The organism is Streptomyces sp. NBC_01450 (assembly GCF_036227505.1).
Taxonomy (GTDB): Bacteria; Actinomycetota; Actinomycetes; order Streptomycetales; family Streptomycetaceae; genus Streptomyces.
In genome coordinates, this window is the sequence record NZ_CP109480.1 from 6,537,301 (window position 1) to 6,554,868 (window position 17,568).

Sequence of the window (17,568 nt, forward strand, 5' to 3'; positions counted from 1 at the left end):
GTACGACTACGGCGGCCAACCGGACAGTCACGCTCCGTACCGTGGTCGTCGCTGTTCAGGGTAGGGACGGACGGCCACGCTGGGTGACGTGAATCAGAAAAACCACCTCAGGATCCAGCTCTCCGCGACCCGGAGAGCGGCCCGTCTCGCCCGCTTGCTCACGGAACGTCAACTGGCCGAGTGGGGAGTGCCGTTCGAGGCGGCGGCACAGGTGGTGGCGGAGCTGGCTTCCAACGCCGTACTCCACGGACACGTCAGGGGCAGGGACTTCCGGCTCGGGCTGGAGCTGCGTGACGACGGCACCCTCCGCATCGAGGTGACGGACGCGCGGGGTGACCGGGTCCCGTGCGCCAAGGACCCGGAGGAGGGCGAGGCGGAAACCGGTCGCGGACTACTGATCGTCGCGGCGTACGCGCACCGTTGGGGCGTCGACGAGGCACCGGCCCACGCGAAGACGGTCTGGGCCGAACTGGCACCGGGACGCGGGAATACGTGACCCGGTGGCTCCCGACGTCAAAGACCAAAGAACCGGGGAAAGAACCGAACCCACCCCCACCGCCCCCGTCGATCACCCGCCGGAGTGAATATGCCCAACTCGACTGGCGCGGAGAGGCACTTGTGGTGCAGCGTCAGCCGCAACAGCCGCAGACATGCATCGGCCCCCGCCGGGACTGCAATCCCAGTGCGAGGGCCTGATCACCAAGGAAGCAGAACCTTCCCGATGACTGAAAAGCAGCCTAGCGCGCCCGCGCACCCGAAGACCCGGCATTCCCACTCCGGCGTCACCCACGTGAACGAACCCCATCACGACAACTTCACCGTGGTCGGCAACCACCTCGCCCAGCACCCCGAGTTGTCGCTGACGGCGATCGGCCTCGCGACCCACATCCAGTCGCTGCCCGCCGGGACCTCCATCGGGATCAAGGTGCTGGCGGCCAAGTTCCCCGAGGGCGAGATCAGGATCGCCGCCGCCCTGCGGGAGCTGGAGGAACACGGTTACCTCACGCGTGCCAGGGAGCGTCTTCAATCGGGCCGAGTGACGACCCGGACGACCTCGTACAACAAGCCGCGGCGGGCGGCGGTGGCAGCCACCACGGCCCCCGAACCCCACCGCCCGGCCCCGCAGGCCCCCGCTCCCACGACCGTCGCGCCACCGCACCACACAGCCGCCGACCTGCTCTCCGGCCTGCGGGTTCAGGATTCCCGTCTGCTGCTCACCGAACGAGAGGTGAACCGCCTGGCGCCCTCCGTCGACGCCTGGCTGGAGCGAGGCGTGCCGCTCGCCGCCGTACGGCGGACGCTGACGAGCGGTCTGCCTGAGGACCCGATCAAGCACCCGGCGGCCTTCCTCGCCCACCGCCTCGCCGCGCTCCTGCCCCCGCCCCTCCCCGCCGCTCCACCACCACCGAGCCTCCACCGTCCGGCCCCCTTCCAGACCTGCGACGGCTGCGACCGGGCCTTCCGGGCGTCCCGACCCGGCCGGTGCCGTGACTGCCGTACATCGGCCGGTGCGGCGTGACGGGCCCCGGAGAATCCGCATGACAGGCGCAGCCGCAGCAGCGCAACACCCCCTCCGCCGGTACCGTACGAGGACCGAGCCACCCGCACCGGAGGTCACCGTGAGCGCCCAGACCGACGGCCCGTACGGACCGCTGATCCCCATGCCGGAACTCAACCCGGACGCGTTGCGGGCAGCGGTCGCGCGAATCGCGCCCAGCCGTGTCCCCGCCCTCACACAACACCTCTTCGAAGCCACGACGAATGCCCAGCAGACGCAGAGCCTCGCGCCACTGCGGGCCTTCGTCCACTCCTGGGCGGTGTTCGTGGCGATCGAGCGACACCCGGAACGTGCCGCCCGTCTGCGTGAACTGGAGCGCCTCGTGGACGCGGGCGAGCAGGACCCGACAGAGGCCATCGTCGAAATTCGCTCGATCCGGGAGACGGCCGAGGCGGAGACCGGACTGTGACCTGGTACGGCTGACCGTCGGCCTCCCGGAGGACGGAGTGGATCCCGGCCCTCACCAAGGCCACATCGCCGAGGGAGCCTTCGCGATCTGACCGGGTGGGTTCACTTGACCGCACTCCGTATTCCGATCGGGCCCTGAACCGACCGTTCCCGGTCGATTACAGTGCTGCTCTGTCGGACGTGCGGACGGTGCCTGGGGAGGTCTCGGTGGGTGCGACAGCCGGTACCGTCTGGGGCCGTGCGGAGCAGCAGGACTTCCGTAGCCGGGTACGCGGGACGCTGCTGGGCTCGGCCGTCGGGGACGCCCTGGGGGCGCCGGTCGACGGGCTCACCCTGGAGCAGATCCGGGAGGCCCACGGCGCGGAGGGGCTGGTCGACCTCGCCTTCGGGCACGGGCGGCGCGGCTCCGTCACCCACCTCACCCAGCTCACCCTCTTCACCCTCGACGGATTGATACGCGCCCAGGTACGCCGTGACACCGGCGCCTGGCATCCGCCCACCGACCTCCACCGGGCCTACCGCCGCTGGGCGGCCACCCAGAGCGACTGGGGCCCCGACGAGCGCCGCAAGGACGACGGCTGGCTGGCCCGTGAGGAGTGGCTGTACGCCCGCCGGGACCCGGCCCGCTCCTGCCTGATCGGCTTCGGCGACGACGTCATGGGCACGCTGGATGCGCCCAAGAGCCCCGGCGAGCTCGGCCCCGAGGCCGCCGCCCGCTCCGTGCCCTTCGGGCTGCTCGTCGGCTGGGAGCCGCAGCTCGTGATGCAGCTCGCCGTCGAGTGCGCCGCGCAGACGCACGGGCACCCCACGGCGTACCTGGCGGCGGGCGCGTATGCCGTCATCGTGCACGCGCTGGCCCGCGGCGAGAGCCTCGACGGGGCGGTGCAGCGGGCGCTCGCGATCCTCGCGGCGCGGCCGGGGCAGCAGCCCGTCGCGGACGCGCTCCAGCATGCCCTGGGGGCCGTGCGGCAGGGGATGCCGACGCCGGGGCGGGTGGAGGAGCTCGCCGGGGACGGTACGGCGGAGGGGTTGCTCGCGGTCGCCGTGTACTGCGCGTTGGTGGGGGAGGACGTCCGGCACGGCCTGTGCCTCGCGGTGAACCAGGGCGGGCCCTCCGGGGTGGCCGGTGCGCTCACCGGGGGGCTGCTCGGCGCCCTGCACGGCGAGACGGCCCTGCCGCCGGCCTGGCTGGCCGAGCTGGAGGGCCGTCCCACGATGCTGGTCCTGGCGGACGACTTCGCCATGGAGATGACGCAGGGCCCGGCCCTGCACGGACCGGGCGGCTCCGCCCCGGGCTGGCTGGCCCGTTACCCACGGGCCTAAGACGTCCTTCGCCCCCAGACCCCCGCCAAAAGACCGCGCAGTTCCCCGCGCCCCTAAGGCCTGGTGGGGGCGGGGGATGAGGGGCGAAGCCCCCATCCCAGGGGCGCGGGGAACTGCGCGACCAGCCCCCGCCGGCCCGCAGCCGAACGACGACCCCGCTCGAGAACCCCGACGGCCGGCAGTCGTACGACTACCGGCCGACGGGGGGTCTCAGACGCCGGACGGGCTGGCGGTGCCGGCCCCGTCCGCGGCTTCCGCCGGAGCCGGAACCACCGCGGCAGCGGCCCCGTCGTCGTCCGTGTTGATCTTCTCGATGATCGCGTCCCGCTCCGGCGTGTCCTCGGGCTTCAGGAAGCCGATGAGGATGTACAGGACGAGGGAGATGGCCATCGGGAGGGAGACCTGGTACTCCAGCTTCACATCCGTGCGCTGGGAGAAGTCCAGGTGGTAGTTGACGAAGAAGAACGCGAGCAGACCACAGGCCCAGCTGGTGAGCGCCGCCGTCGGGCCGGACTTACGGAACGGCCGCAGCAGGCCCAGGATGAACGGGATCGCGATCGGACCCATGAGGCCGGCCACCCATTTGATGACGACCGTGATGATGTCCTTGAAGGTGGGCGAGTTGACCTGCGTCGCCACCGCCATCGAGAACCCGAGGAAGGCGACGGTCGTGACCCGCCCCGCGATGAGGCCGGCCCTGGTGTCCCAGCTGCGCGCGGCCTTGGAGAGGACCGGGGCCACGTCCCGGGTGAAGACGGCGGCGATGGCGTTCGCGTCCGACGAGCACATGGCCATCGTGTGCGAGAAGAAGCCGACCACGACCAGGCCCAGCAACCCGTGGGGCAGGAGCTGTTCGGTCATCAGACCGTACGCGTCCGAGCCGTCCGGCTTCTTCGCCGTGACGAGGAGCGGCGACAGCCACATCGGGATGAAAAGGATCACCGGCCACACGAACCAGAGGGCGGCGGACAGGAAGGCCGACTTCGTGGCCTGCTTCGCGCTGCCCGTCGCCATGTAGCGCTGGGCCTGGTTCCACATCCCGCCGTTGTACTCGAACAGCTTGATGAACAGGTACGCGATGAAGAAGACGGTCAGGTACGGGCCCGCGAAACCGTTCGCGTGACCGTGCAGCTTCGGCGAGTCCAGCGCCTTGGACAGACCTCCCTGGTCGGAGATCTTGTTCAGCGCGATGATCAGCATGGACAGACCCGCCAGCAACTGGATCACGAACTGGCCCAGTTCGGTCAGCGCGTCCGCCCACAGACCGCCGATCGTGCAGTACACGGCCGTGATGCCACCGGTGATGAGGATGCCCTGGGTGAGCGTGACCCCGGTGAAGACGCTGAGCAGGGTCGCGATCGCCGCCCACTTCGCGCCGACGTCCACGATCTTCAGGAGGATGCCGGACCAGGCGAGTGCCTGCTGTGTCGGCACGTTGTAGCGGTCCTTGAGGTATTCGAGGGGTGAGGCGACGTGCAGTCGGGAGCGCAGCCGGTTGAGCCGGGGCGCGAACAGTTTCGCGCCGAGCAGCACGCCGATGGCGATGGGCAGCGCCCAGGTGACGTACGAGGTGATGCCGTACGTGTACGCGATACCGGCGTACCCGGTGAACATCACCGCGCTGTAGCCCGACATGTGGTGCGAGATGCCGGACAGCCACCAGGGCATCTTGCCGCCCGCGGTGAAGAAGTCGCTGACGTCGTCCACACGCTTGTGGGACCAGACACCGATCGCGGTCATGACACCGAAGTACGCGACCAGGACGGCCCAGTCGAAGCCGTTCATGTGCCCCCTCCAGGGGTCCGCCTTGTGAACTTGCAGATACCGGACGGCACTTCGCCAGTACGCACATGGGCGGCGCCCCCGTGCGGGAGCGGGGACTTTGGGGATTGAACCGCCGTTCGGAGGGGGCGGTCAAGACCTTTCCCGGTCACAGATATGAACGCAGATCAGAAAGCAGAACGATTTTGCCTCCACTTTACCCGTACGGCTGTTGTCGTGCTCGTGACGTGGACCACACCATGAGCGGGCACTTCGTCAGACGACACGGCAAGGTCACACCGAGGAGTCGACAGACGTACGGGATGCGGGTCCCGCACGGCTGGGAAGGGACGGCCGACTGGGTTTGCCATCGGTGCCGCTAGCGCATGAGTTCGCCGGCGTTCACGAGCAGCGACTGCCCCGTGATCGCCCGTGCCCGGTCGGACGCCAGGAACACCGCGGCGTCCGCCACATCCCCGTCCGTGGCCAGCTCGGGCAGCGCCATCCGCTCGGTGAGCCGCTTCAGGACGTCCGCCTCCGGTACGCCCTCGGTGTGCGCTGTGAACTGGACGTACGCCTCGACGGGCGGCCCCCACATCCATCCGGGCAGCACGGTGTTCACGCGGACGCGATGGGGGCCCAGCTCCCTCGCCAACGAGTACATCGCGCTCGTCAGCGCGCCCTTGGACGCCGCGTACGCGGCCTGCCGCACCTGGCTCGGCGCGGCCACCGACGACTGCGTCCCGATGATGACGACCGAGCCGCCGCACACCTTCAGCGCGGGCAGGCAGGCCCGGGTCATCCGCAGGGTGCCCAGCAGATTCACGTCGATGACCGACTGCCAGGTGGTGAAATCCGCGTCCTCCAGGCCGCCGAAGTAGCTGTCCCAGGCGGCCACATGCGCCACCGCGTCGATCCGCCCGAACCGCTCCGTCGCCAGCTCCGCGAGCGCCTCGCACTGCTTCTCGTCCGTGATGTCCGTGGCCCGGTACGCCGTGTGCGCGCCGTCCGGGTCGAGCTCGGCCGCGGACGAGGCGAGATTGGCCTCCGTGCGCGCCCCCAGCACCGCGTTGCCCCCGTCCCGTACGACGGCCGCCGCGACCTGATGACCGAGCCCGGCCCCGACCCCCGAAACGACGACCGTCTTCCCCGCGAGCAGTGACATCCGAGGCCTCCCCTTTTTTTGCGGCTCGGTTCGCCTCCGGCGCGCCCCTTCGGCTCACTCGCCTTGACTTGACTCTGGCGCATTGCCTGACGGAGCGTCAGAGTATGGGCGTCCGGCGGAGGAAGGAAGAGCGAGGAAGGGGATCGTCATGTCGGAGGAGACCCGTAGCGAGGTGTACGCGGAACTGGCCGCCCTCGGCCCGTACGGCGTCCACCCGGGCCACGCCCTGATCACCATGGTCGAACCGCACCCCGGCCACGAGTACGCGTACAACCGCTGGTACGAGGACGACCACTACTACGCCGGCGCGATGGCCATGCCCTGGATGTACGCAGGCCGCCGCTGGGTCGCCACCCGCGATCTCCAGCTCCTGCGGTACCCCGAGAAATCGGCGATCGCCCAGCCGGTCACCGCCGGCTGCTACCTCTCGACGTACTGGGTCACCGAGGGCCGCTACGACGACCACATGAGGTGGACCGTCGGCATCAACAAACGGCTGAACCGCGACGGCCGGGTCTACCAGGACCGTACGCACGTCTTCACGGCCTTCCAGGACCACGAGGCCACGGTGTACCGCGACGGCGCCGCGGGACCCCGCGACTTCCACGCCCTGGACCACCCCTACGCGGGCCTCGTCCTCCAGGTCGTCGACGCCGACTCCGCCGCCGGGCGCGCCGAACTGCTGGAGTGGCTGCGCGCCCGCCACCTCCCCCGGCGCCTGGCGGGCTCCCCGGCCGCGATGGTGACCGTCTTCCGCCCCACCCCGCTCCCCGGCGACCGCATGACGTACGTGAAGCAGGTCGAGGGCGTCGACACCCGGCTGACCCTCCTGTGGTTCCTGGAGACGGACCCGAGGGAGTGCTGGGAGGACCACTTCGGGGGACTGGAGGAGGCCGTGGCCGAAGGGGGGTTGGGGAAGGTGGAGCTGGTGGCCCCCTTTGTCCCGACGGTGCCGGGGACCGATACCTATGTGGACCGGCTGAGGTAGCGGGTCTGGCGCGGGAAAGCACCGAGCCCCCTCGGCCAGGACGGCGGGCCAGTCGAGAGGGCTCTTTCAGTGGTGCGTATGCGGTTGTTCGGTGCAGTTGTGGTTGTCGACGAGGGAGAAGTGGGTGCATCAGGCGAGGTCGAAGGTCCCCCGGCTCACCTCAGCCACGAAGGCGTTCCACGAGTTCGCGGGGAACGCCAGGGTGGGGCCCTGGGGGACCTTGGAGTCCCGGACGGCCATCGCCGCGAGAACCGGGGACTTGACCTCGACACACGCGCCGTTTCCGGCCGAGTATGAGGACTTGGTCCACGTTTCCGTAGCACCCTGAAGAATTGCCATTTTTGCTCCGGTAGCCAGTTGTCGAGTTGCTGTCACCGCACTGCCGGTCTTTGCTGGGTCCGGCAGTGCGGTTTGCGCCAACGTTGTTGCTCGATGGCGTGATCGACGCTACTCGCCAACATCGGCGAGCGAAGGGACCGTTCACTCGACCGGGTGGCATATTCCATTGGGGTCTTCCACCTCAAGGTGGTGGAGGTGTACAGTGCGGCGCCTCACTCGCTGGGGCCCGGTGAATCGGTTCCCCAGGTCGCGATCCGTGTATCTCAGCGCGCGAACTCTTTGGCGATGTCCACGATGAACTGGCGTGATTGGTCCACGTTCAGGGCCTGCGCCCGCAGATGCTCGTACATCACGCTGTATTTCTGGACGTCGGCGGCTTTCTCCAAGTAGAGATCACTGGTGACGCCCTCGATGTAGACCACGCTCGAGTCGGCAGCGTCGGGGAACTCCAGGATCGCGTACTGGCCGTTCAGGCCGGGGTGCGCACCCACCTCGTACGGCAGCACCTGCACGGTGATGTGGGGGAGCTGGCTCATCTCGGCGAGGTGCTCCAACTGCTCGCGCATCACCTGCCGGTTCCCGACGACTCGATGCAGGGCGGCCTCGTCCAGCACGGCCCACAGGCGAAGAGGGGAATCCTCGGTGGAGACACGTTCCTGCCGCCGGAGGCGTACTTGGACGCGCTTGTCGATGTCGGTGGTCGACGTCTCCGGCAGTGCCCCCTGAATAAGAGCTTCCGCATAGGGGCGGGTCTGCAGCAAGCCGGGGACGATCTGCGGTTCGTAGGCCCGCAATGACGCCGCGTCGGTCTCCAGACCGATGTACACGCTGTACGGGATGTCTCCGAAGGAGTGCCACCAGCCCTGCTGGCGCGAGTCCTTGGCCATCTGCATCAGGGAGTCGACGATCCGGTGGTCCTCGACCTCGTAGACCCCGCACAGGTCGCGGACGTCACGCTGGCTGATACTGCGCCGCCCGTTCTCCAGCCGGCTGATCTTCGACTGCGAGACCAGCAGTCGCTCGGCGACCTCTTCGGCCGTCATGCCCTTGAGCTCGCGGAGCCGGCGCAGCTCCTGGCCCAGCCGGCGCCGCCGGACGGTGGGATTGACACTTGACGCCACGGGACGTGCACCTCCGGCTGCGGGCCTCTACTTTGCGTATCTGCTGTTGAGCAGACTGCCACCAAGGTGCGTTCTACCGCTGGAAAACACCGGATATGCGCTGGCTACACGCCAGTTCGGAGATCTGGCATACATATCACGCGGATCGTGTACGCGTACGTCGTCTTCACCCGTACCGCGCGCATATGCGCGGCGCCGGGAAATGCGGCCGCGCGGGGCGGTGGAGCCGTGTCGTCGTCCGGACGTACGGCCCCACCGCCCCGCGCGAGCCAGCGGCTCCCGAACCGGGTCTTGGGGACTGCGGTGCGGCGCTGGGGTCGTACCTGCGGTGCGTGGCGGTGCTCTTCAGTGGTGCGTGGTCGTGCGTGGTCGTGCGTGGTCGTGCGTGGTCGTGCGTGGTCGTGCGTGGTCGTGCGTGGTCGTGCGTACGGTGCCTGGTGGCGCCGTGGGACTGCGGCTCAGTGGACCACGGCGCGCGCCATGGAACCGTGGCGCGGTTGCATCGGAACACCGCGGGCGGGTTCCGGTGCGGACCTGACTCCGGCGGTGGCCGGACGGCCTGCCGGTGCCGGGTTGCGGCGTGGCTGTGCACCCACACCGTTCTGAACGTCCATGACCGCGTGGGCCACGAGGCCGCCCATGGGGTCATGCCTGATCAGGTCCCGTAGCCGGGAGCGGGACGAGCGTCCCTCGTTACCCGGGTACAGGTGCTTGCCGAGACCGACCGCATGGGCCAGCGCGGCGAGCGCCGCGGTCCGCGGGTCCGGCGGTACGCCGGTGCGGATCGCGCTGTCCAGCCGGGACTTGATCTCCCGGCTGATCTCCGTGTCCGTCGCTTGGTAGCGAGTCGTCGGAAGCACCCCGCACATCTGGCCGGCGACGGCATGGACCATGCCGCACCTCTCCAGATGCGAGAGGTAGGTCTGGCGCAGCCCCAGCCGGGGTCCGCCAATCCAGTTGACCGCGCGTACGGGTGCTCCGCGTCGGCGAAGCAGTTCCAACGCACAGTCCAGTGTTGGATCTCCAGTCGGCCGTGGCTGCACCACGGCGATACGATCCCCGTCTGGGGCTATCCGTCCGGCCAGCGCCAGCTCTACTAGCTGTGCTCCGGCCAGACCGAGGTCGAGCGACTGCGGCTGTGCGGTGGTACCCGTGGTCGGGTCCAGCGCCAGCAGCAGAAGCTCTTCCGGAAGTGTTCTGCGGCTCCTGCCCATCCATGCCTCCCCGCGTGGATGAATGACAGGGTGACCCCTCTCACATTGGTCTGTCGAGAGTGCCTGACCGGTTCGTGATGGAACCAGTAGGTATGTCGTTCTCGTCTACCGCAGAGGTTAAGCCCGCACACAGGACACTGGTACATGGTTCGGACAGCGATGTCCGGGCGGCGGGACAAGGGTTCACGGTTCGTTGGGCGCCCGGTGGGTGGCGCACGGAGGAGGCATCGGTGGCGGGCGAGTCCCCCGACAGGTCGAAGCAGCACGAGTCGTCGGCATCGTCGGCAGAAGCGACGCCGGGGACCCCGGCCGCGGTTCCGGGCCCGGGCCGGGCCGCCGCGTCGACGGCATCGGCCGATCCCCGTCTGGCGGTGGCTCGCGAACGGGCCGCCACGGTGCGGGTGGATCAGGCGACGGCGGTGTTCTCGACGCGGGCGTTGGCGGAAGGTTCCGCCGGGTCCGGAGGGAAGGGCCCCGTGGAGGACGCGCGACTGCGCGAGGCGGTGGCCGCCTGGGTGTCAGGCGCGGACGAGAAGGCCCCTGAGGGGGAGTCCGAGGTTCCGGAAGGCTCCGAGGGCCCGGAGGACCCCAACAAGGGCTCCAAGGGCGCGGAGAAGGCCGGTACGGCGGCGGAGGGGGACGACGCCGGGGCGGAGACGGAGTCCGAGGCCGACGCCGGGACCGACGTTGAGGCCGGGGCCGAGGCGGGGGTCGAGGGCGAAGCTGACGAGGAGTCGGCTTCGGAGCCCGACGCCGAGGCTGAGTCCGAGTCCGAGGCCGAAGTTGAGGCCGAGAGTGCGGCGGTGGGTGACGCCGACGCCGAACCGGAGACGGACGCGAAGTCCACGTCGGACGCCAAGTCCGAGACGGAGTCCGAGACCAAGACCGGGACCGAGGACGCGAAGCCGGAGGCGAAGGACTCTCCGGAGGACGCGCCCGAGACGTCGGAGACCTCCGAGGACTCCGAAGGTTCTGAAGAATCCGCGACCCCCGAGGCCCCCTCGGACGTCGAGGACTCCGCGGACTCCGAGGACCCCAAGGACGCAGCGGCGCGGCAGGACGCTGATGACGACTCACCGTCCGCCGACGACTCGCCGTCCGCTGATGACTCACTGTCAGCGAAGGACGCCCCGGACGTCGACGCCGCCGCCGAGCCCGTCGACCATCCCACCGCCATTTTCAAGGCGCCGAAGCGCCCGGCGGTGGACCAGCCGACCACCATGCTCAAACTGGGCGGCGCCAAGCCGGCCACCGACAAGCCCGCGGACCGGTCGAAGGCGGATCAGCCCAAGGCGGACCAGCCCAAGGCGGATCAGCCCAAGGCGGACCGTTCGAAGCCCGAGGCCCCGTCCGAGCGCACCAGTAAGTTCGTGGCCCTCAAGCCTCTCGACGAACCCGTGTCGAGGGTGAAGCCGAAGACGACCGCGACCCCGCCCGTTCCCTCCGCTTCCTCCGCGCCCTCGAGGGTGGCTCCCGCCGACGCCACCGCCGCCCTCCCGCAGGTCGGCCCCGAGCGCACCACGCAGCAGCCGCTGCCGCCGAAGCCGCCGCTGGACCTGCTGGCCGAGCTGACGAACACGCCGCCGCCCCCGCAGACCCCGGTTCGGACACTCGCGCGCCGGGTGAAGATCTGGACGCCGCTGGCCCTGCTCCTCGCGGTCGTCTTTGCGGTCGCACAGTCGCTGCGGCCGCTGCCGACCCCCACGCTCGACCTCACCGCCGAATCCAGCTACACCTTCGACGGCGGCGACGCCTCCATCCCGTGGCCGTCCTCCGGGCAGGGCGCGCTCGATGTCCAGGGCATCGGTTCGTTCGGCACGTCCGGCGCACAGAAGGCGGCGCCGATCGCGAGCGTCGCCAAGGTGATGACGGCGTACCTGATCCTGCGCGAGCACCCGATCAAGTCCGGCGACGGAGCGAAGATCAAGGTGGACCAGAAGGCCGAGGACCAGTCGGACGCCGGCGACGAGTCGACGGTCAACGTGCACGCGGGCGACACCATCACACAGAAGGAGGCCCTGGAGGGTGTCCTGATCGCCTCGGCGAACAACGTGGCCCGCTTGCTGGCCCGCTGGGACGCCGGTTCCGAGACGGCCTTCGTCGCCAAGATGAACGCCGCCGCCAAGGAACTCGGCATGGCGAACACGACGTACACCGACCCGTCCGGCCTGACGAAGACGACCGTGAGCACGGCCGCGGACCAGGTGAAGCTGGCGAAGGCCGCGATGAAGGACGCTTCCTTCCGCGAGGTCGCCCGGATGATGGAGTACACCGACTACAAGGGCACCAAGCACAGCAACTGGAACCACCTCGTCGGCTCCAACAACGTCATCGGCATCAAGACGGGCACCACCACCGCGGCCGGCGGCAACCTCGTCTTCGCGGCGACCAAGGAGGTCGGCGGCGAGGTGCGGACCATCGTCGGCGCGGTGATCAGCCAGGGCCCCGGCGGCTCCGACAACACCATCCTCGGCGGCGCCCTGGCCGCGGGCGACAAGCTGATCCGCGCCGCGCAGGCTGCGCTGAAGTCCGCGACGATCCTGAAGAAGGGCGATGTCGTCGGTTACGTCGACGACGGGCTCGGCGGCCGTACGCCGGTCGTGATCACCAAGGACGTCACGGCGGTCGGCTGGGCCGGGCTCAAGGTCAAGCTGTCCTTCGTCTCCTCGGAGGTGCCGCACTCCGCGAAGGCCGGCACCAAGGTGGGCACGCTCACCGTGGGCGACGGCGGCAGCAGCGGCGCCGTGCAGGTTCCCGTCGAGCTCCAGAAGGACCTCGTCGAGCCGGGCTTCGGCGCCAAGCTGACCCGCGTGAGCTGAGCGGACGTACGTAGGGGGGTACGGGCGTACGGGGACGGGTACGGGCGTACGCGTGGGGGGCGCTTCCGGCAGGGGGCGTATCCCCCGTACGCCGGAAGTGCCCCGAACGCCATGTGAACGCGCCGTGAGCCCGCCGTGAGCCCGCGGTGAGCGCGGCGCGAACGCACCCGCACCCCGTCGGGGCGCCCCGCCCGGGAGCTCCCCGGCGGGGTGCGTGCTAGCGTCGCGAGATCCGGGCAGGTTTGCGGGCCGCGGGTCCCGGGCCGAACGCGAGAAAACGGGACACGGGAGCCTTGCAGTGGCGACAGCGGAGCCGACACACGCCGACGACGCCGATCCTGGACCACGTCCTGGACCGGATCACGGAGCGGGCTCGCGAATACGGCAGCCCGCACGCGCCACCGCCGTCCCCACGAACGACGGCCCTACGGATGACGCTCCGCCGGAGTCAGTGACGCCGGAGTCCATGCCGCCCGGGTCCACGACGCCCGAGTCCACGACGCTTGAGTCCGTGCCGCAGGACCGACGCACCCGCCTCAAGGCCTTCGCCCGCCGGCACCCCGTCGCCTCCGTCACCGTCCTGGCCGGCCTCCTGCACGTCATCTGGTTCTTCACTTTCGCGAACAGTGGCGGAGACCTCGCCGCGCAGGACGCGTGGGCGGAGTTCGTCGGACGGCACCCGGACTCGGCGTACAACCTCGCCTGGTACGGCGGTATGCACCCGGTGTCGTACAGCGTGGTGTCGCCGTATCTGATGTCGGTCCTCGGCGTCCGTACGACGCTGATGATCGCCGGGACGATCTCGGCGGGCCTGCTGATGATGATCCTCATCCGCAGCCGGGCGATACGGAAGCCGCTCGCGCCCGCCCTCGCGGGTGTCTTCGCGCTCGTCTGCAACGCGATATCGGGGCGAGTCACCTACGGCCTCGGCATGGTCTTCGGGCTCGCCGCGGCGGCCGTGGTCTTCTGCTGGCCGTACCGCTGGCGCTACAAGCGCTGGGCGAAGGCCCTGTGCGCGGCGCCGCTCGCCGCGCTGGCGACCGCCGCGTCGCCGGTGGCGGGCCTGTTCGTGGGCCTGGTCGCGGCCGCCCTGTTCCTCCAGAAGCGCCGGCCCGGCGCGTACGCGCTCGGCATCGCGCCGACGATCGTCGTCGCGGTCTCGGCGTGGCTGTTCCCCTTCTCCGGCACCCAGCCGATGTCCTTCGGCTCGGCCTCGCTGCCGCTGCTCTACGCCGGGCTGGTCTTCGCACTCGTCCCCAAGGAGTGGAAGACGGTACGGATCACGGCGGCGGTGTACGGCCTCGCCGTGCTCCTCGTGTGGCTGATCAGTTCCCAGATCGGCTCGAACATCTCCCGCCTGGCGATGCTGTTCGCGGGCGCCGTGCTGCTCGCCGCGCTCCCCTTCACCGTGCCGAAGTCACGCAAGTGGTACGTGACCGTCCTCGCCTTCGCCGGATTCGTCGGGTGGATCGGCTTCAAGTCGGTCGACGACATCCTGCACACGACGCCGGCGGCGTCCTGGGCCCGCGAGCTCGCTCCGCTGGTCAACCAGCTCCAGGTGGTCGGTGCCGAGAAGGGCCGCGTGGAGGTGGTTCCCGCGCGCTCCCACCGCGAGGCGTCCGCGCTCGCGCCGTACGTGAACCTCGCCCGAGGCTGGAACCGCCAGGCCGACATGGAGCGTAACCCGCTCTTCTACGACGACACCCTCAACTCCGCGAACTACCACGAGTGGCTTCAGCGCTGGGCAGTCCACTACGTGGTGCTGCCCAAGGGCGAACCGGACGGGGACGGCGGTCAACGTGAACGCCAGCTGGTCCAGCGCGGTATGCCCTACCTCCGTCAGATCTGGGGCGACGCGAACTGGCAGCTCTTCTCGGTCACGGACCCCACGCCGCTGGCCGATCCGCCGGCGGTCGTCGACCGGGCGGAGCAGGGCGAACTGACCATCGAGGTGAAGAAGGCGGGCCGCGTCCTCATCCGCATCCCGTACTCCCCGTGGCTCGGGCTCGTCGACGCCAAGGGCAAGAGCGTGAAGCCGCCGCAGGAGACACAGGAGTCCAAGCACCGTGAGGAGGGCACGCCGAAGACGTACAAGAACCTCAACGGCTGCCTCATGGAAACCGCGGAGAACGCCTCCGGCGACAAGTGGACGGAACTCCTGGCCCCGGCGCCCGGCACGTACCGCCTGGCGGCCCCGTACCAGCTCCCCAGGGGAACCCCGTGCCCCGAGGAACTGCGCTGACCTGACGGCCGGTGGGGGCCGGTCGCGCAGTTCCCCGCGCCCCTCAGAAGCGCTGGCGCGCGTCTTCAGCCCGTCCGGCGTTTGAGGACGAGGCCGTTCAGGCCGATGCGGGGGTCTGGGGGTGGCAGCCCCCAGGGATGGGACGGGTAGGGGCGGCGGGGGCGAGAAACCCCCGGTGCCCGCCCCGCCGCTCACTTCACCGGAAACGCCACGTCACACACCGCGTCCTCCGCCCCCGCCGCGTCCCAGTCCGCGAAGTACACCTCCCGACAGGGACCGTCGTACGACAGCCCCCGCTCCGCGATCCACGCCTCGACCGCCTCGAACGCGGCCATGATCTGCGGATGGGCGACCTGCGCCTTGGTGATCCGTGCGTAGGCGAGCCGACGCGCCGGCTCCACCCGCACCCCGATCCCCGACGCCCGCCCCCGCTTCTCGGCCCACGCCCGCGCGGCCGCCTCGTCGGCGACCGGCACGCACGACTCGGCGGGCCCGTCACTCTCCATGCTGACCTCGGAGTAGTAGACGACGAAGGGGGCGCCGGTCGTCCCGCCGCACTCCCGTGCCCCGTCCTCCAGCCGCCCCAGCGAGGCCGGAATCCAGACCGGCAGCTCGTCCGCCAGCGTGTGCCGCTTCTCCGTCAGCACCACCCGCTCCGGCACATCCACCGTCTCGACCACGAACTTCCCGTACATGTCGGTACTCCTCCCGGACAGCCTTCCACGGAGGTACTCGGCGAGCGTCCGCTGCGAAGCGAACCGGGCCTCGGCATCCGCCCAGTACGTGGCGAGGAGCACGGCACCCTGCGCCGCCTCGACCTCCACCACCTCGGCGATCCGCGCGAGCGGCATGTCGAGCTGCCGCAGAAGCGCGACCAGGCGGGCGCGCTCGACCTGGTCGGCGCGGTAGTAGCGGTATCCGCTGACCTCGTCGACGTGGGCCGGAGCGAGCAGTCCGAGCCGGTCGTACAGCCGAAGCGCCTTCGGCGAGAGCCGCGCGCGGGCGGCGAACGCGCCGATCGTGAGCAGTTCCTGATGCACGAGCCCATCCTCCGTCACCGGGCGCCTTCGGCCCGGTGACAAGGACGCTGCTCCCTGCCCCTGGGGCAAGGTCAAACGGTTCAGGCGGCCAGGTGCTTCTCCACCGCCGCCACGAGCTCCGTCGACTCCGGCTCGGTCTGCGGCGAGAACCGCGCCACCACGTCTCCGCCCGGCCCGATCAGGAACTTCTCGAAGTTCCAGCGGATGTCACCGCTGTGGCCCTCGCCGTCGGCGGTGTCCACAAGACGCTCGTACAGCTCGTGCCGCGCGTCCCCGTTGACCTCGACCTTCTCGGTCATCGGGAAGGTGACGCCATAGGTCGCGGAGCAGAACTCGGCGATCTCCTCGGAGGTGCCGGGCTCCTGCCCCATGAACTGGTTGCAGGGCACACCGAGCACGGTGAAGCCCTGCCCGGCGTACCGCTCGTGCAGCCGCTCCAGCCCCGCGTACTGCGGGGTCAGCCCGCACTTGGAGGCCACGTTCACGATGAGCACGGTCTTGCCGCGGTACTGCCCGAGGTCCGCGGACCCACCCTGAAGGGAATCGATCTGGACGTCGAGTACGGAACTGTTTGAACTGTCGGTAGTCATAAACGGATGCTAACTCCGCTTGATGTCGCCCCGGCCGCCGCCCGGCCGCCTCCCGGTGTGCTCGGTAAGGTCGCGAACGTGACCACAGCGAACACGATCAAGGGCATCTACGAGGTACTCGACGACCGCTTCGTCACCGGCCGCTGCACGAACGGCGACGGCAGGCTGGAGGTCCTGCACGACGGCTGCCGCTGGGCCGAGGGCCCGCTGTACGTGCCTGCCTGGCGCCAGCTGATCTGGAGCGACATCCCCAACGACCGCATCCTGCGCTGGGACGAGCCCACCGGGACGGTCGGCGTCCTGCGCACCCCCGCGGGCTACGTCAACGGCAACACCCTGGACCGAGAGGGCCGCCTGATCAGCTGCGAGCAGGGCAACCGCCGGGTGACCCGGACGGAGCATGACGGGTCGGTCAGCGTCCTCGCCGACCGTTACGACGGCAAGCGGCTCAACAGCCCGAACGACGCGGTCGTACGGTCGGACGGTTCGGTCTGGTTCTCCGACCCGGACTTCGGGATCCTGAGCGACTACGAGGGTCACCGGGCCGAGTCCGAGATCGGCGCGTGTCACGTCTACCGCCTCGACCCGGGCACGGGCGAGGTACGGCTCGCCGCGGACGGCTTCGACGGGCCGAACGGAGTCGTCTTCTCGCCCGACGAACGGCAGCTGTACGTCTCCGACTCCCGCGCCGCCCGCATCCGCGTCTTCGACGTCCGCGGCGACGGCACCCTCACGGACGGGCGAACATTCGCGGAGGCGAGGAAGGGTGTCCACTTCGACAACATCCGCTTCGACGACGAGGGCCGGCTGTGGGCGGCCGCCCTCGACGACGGGGTGCACTGCTACGACCCCGACGGCACCCTCATCGGCCGGCTCCTGATCCCCGAGCGGGTCTCCAACATCACCTTCGGCGGCCCCAGGAACAACCGCCTCTTCATCACGGCGTCCACGTCCCTGTACTCGCTGATGATGTCGGTGACCGGCGCGCCCCGCATCTGAC

At 69.9% G+C, this 17,568-nt stretch carries 15 protein-coding genes; 8 read left to right on the forward strand and 7 right to left on the reverse strand.

From position 1 onward, the window contains the following. Positions 1–79: 79 nt before the first annotated feature. From OG568_RS29240 to OG568_RS29255, 4 genes are all read left to right on the forward strand, one after another. Positions 80–496, forward strand: a complete 417-nt coding sequence (locus tag OG568_RS29240; RefSeq protein WP_329536484.1) for an ATP-binding protein — start codon at positions 80–82, stop codon at positions 494–496. Between the two features lie 225 nt (positions 497–721). After that, positions 722–1,519, forward strand: a complete 798-nt coding sequence (locus OG568_RS29245; RefSeq protein ID WP_329533704.1) for a helix-turn-helix domain-containing protein — start codon at positions 722–724, stop codon at positions 1,517–1,519. Positions 1,520–1,619: 100 nt separating this feature from the next. Then, entirely contained in the window at positions 1,620–1,967 is a 348-nt protein-coding gene (locus tag OG568_RS29250) for a DUF6247 family protein (RefSeq protein WP_329533705.1), read from the forward strand. Between the two features lie 206 nt (positions 1,968–2,173). Then, the gene (locus OG568_RS29255) at positions 2,174–3,289 is read left to right on the forward strand and encodes an ADP-ribosylglycohydrolase family protein (RefSeq protein ID WP_329533706.1); all 1,116 of its coding nucleotides are present in this window, start codon (positions 2,174–2,176) and stop codon (positions 3,287–3,289) included. A gap of 210 nt (positions 3,290–3,499) precedes the next feature. Here the strand turns inward: OG568_RS29255 and OG568_RS29260 are convergent, their stop codons facing one another. Together OG568_RS29260 and OG568_RS29265 are read right to left on the reverse strand one after the other, a co-directional pair. Then, the gene (locus OG568_RS29260; RefSeq protein WP_329533707.1) at positions 3,500–5,074 is read right to left on the reverse strand and encodes a sodium:solute symporter family protein; all 1,575 of its coding nucleotides are present in this window, start codon (positions 5,072–5,074) and stop codon (positions 3,500–3,502) included. 355 nt (positions 5,075–5,429) lie between these two features. After that, positions 5,430–6,215 carry an SDR family oxidoreductase gene (locus OG568_RS29265; protein ID WP_329533708.1) on the reverse strand — a complete coding sequence of 262 codons (786 nt, stop codon included), beginning with the start codon at positions 6,213–6,215 and terminating at the stop codon, positions 5,430–5,432. 148 nt (positions 6,216–6,363) lie between these two features. Here OG568_RS29265 and OG568_RS29270 point away from each other — a divergent pair, with 148 nt between their 5' ends. Continuing rightward, a complete protein-coding gene (locus OG568_RS29270) occupies positions 6,364–7,203 on the forward strand; it encodes a hypothetical protein (protein ID WP_329533709.1) in 840 nt (279 codons plus the stop codon). A 129-nt stretch (positions 7,204–7,332) separates the two neighbouring features. Here the strand turns inward: OG568_RS29270 and OG568_RS29275 are convergent, their stop codons facing one another. From OG568_RS29275 to OG568_RS29285, 3 genes are all read right to left on the reverse strand, one after another. Continuing rightward, a complete protein-coding gene (locus tag OG568_RS29275; RefSeq protein WP_266433636.1) occupies positions 7,333–7,542 on the reverse strand; it encodes a DUF397 domain-containing protein in 210 nt (69 codons plus the stop codon). 263 nt (positions 7,543–7,805) lie between these two features. After that, positions 7,806–8,663: a helix-turn-helix domain-containing protein gene (locus OG568_RS29280; protein ID WP_329533710.1), complete on the reverse strand. Its 858-nt coding sequence runs from the start codon at positions 8,661–8,663 to the stop codon at positions 7,806–7,808. A 458-nt stretch (positions 8,664–9,121) separates the two neighbouring features. Then, a complete protein-coding gene (locus OG568_RS29285; RefSeq protein WP_054234374.1) occupies positions 9,122–9,877 on the reverse strand; it encodes a GOLPH3/VPS74 family protein in 756 nt (251 codons plus the stop codon). 230 nt (positions 9,878–10,107) lie between these two features. Between OG568_RS29285 and OG568_RS29290 the strand changes: the two genes are divergently transcribed. Both OG568_RS29290 and OG568_RS29295 read left to right on the forward strand, forming a co-directional pair. Continuing rightward, complete coding sequence (locus OG568_RS29290; protein ID WP_329533711.1) at positions 10,108–12,696, forward strand: D-alanyl-D-alanine carboxypeptidase; 2,589 nt, start codon at positions 10,108–10,110, stop codon at positions 12,694–12,696. A gap of 298 nt (positions 12,697–12,994) precedes the next feature. Continuing rightward, positions 12,995–14,938, forward strand: a complete 1,944-nt coding sequence (locus OG568_RS29295; RefSeq protein ID WP_329533712.1) for an MFS transporter — start codon at positions 12,995–12,997, stop codon at positions 14,936–14,938. A 191-nt stretch (positions 14,939–15,129) separates the two neighbouring features. Here OG568_RS29295 and OG568_RS29300 read toward each other — a convergent pair whose 3' ends face one another. Together OG568_RS29300 and OG568_RS29305 are read right to left on the reverse strand one after the other, a co-directional pair. After that, positions 15,130–15,978, reverse strand: coding sequence for a MerR family transcriptional regulator (locus OG568_RS29300; protein WP_443077781.1), 849 nt, complete (start codon positions 15,976–15,978; stop codon positions 15,130–15,132). An 80-nt stretch (positions 15,979–16,058) separates the two neighbouring features. After that, complete coding sequence (locus tag OG568_RS29305; RefSeq protein ID WP_329533714.1) at positions 16,059–16,568, reverse strand: glutathione peroxidase; 510 nt, start codon at positions 16,566–16,568, stop codon at positions 16,059–16,061. 78 nt (positions 16,569–16,646) lie between these two features. Between OG568_RS29305 and OG568_RS29310 the strand changes: the two genes are divergently transcribed. Next, complete coding sequence (locus tag OG568_RS29310) at positions 16,647–17,567, forward strand: SMP-30/gluconolactonase/LRE family protein (RefSeq protein ID WP_329533715.1); 921 nt, start codon at positions 16,647–16,649, stop codon at positions 17,565–17,567. Position 17,568 lies beyond the last annotated feature (1 nt).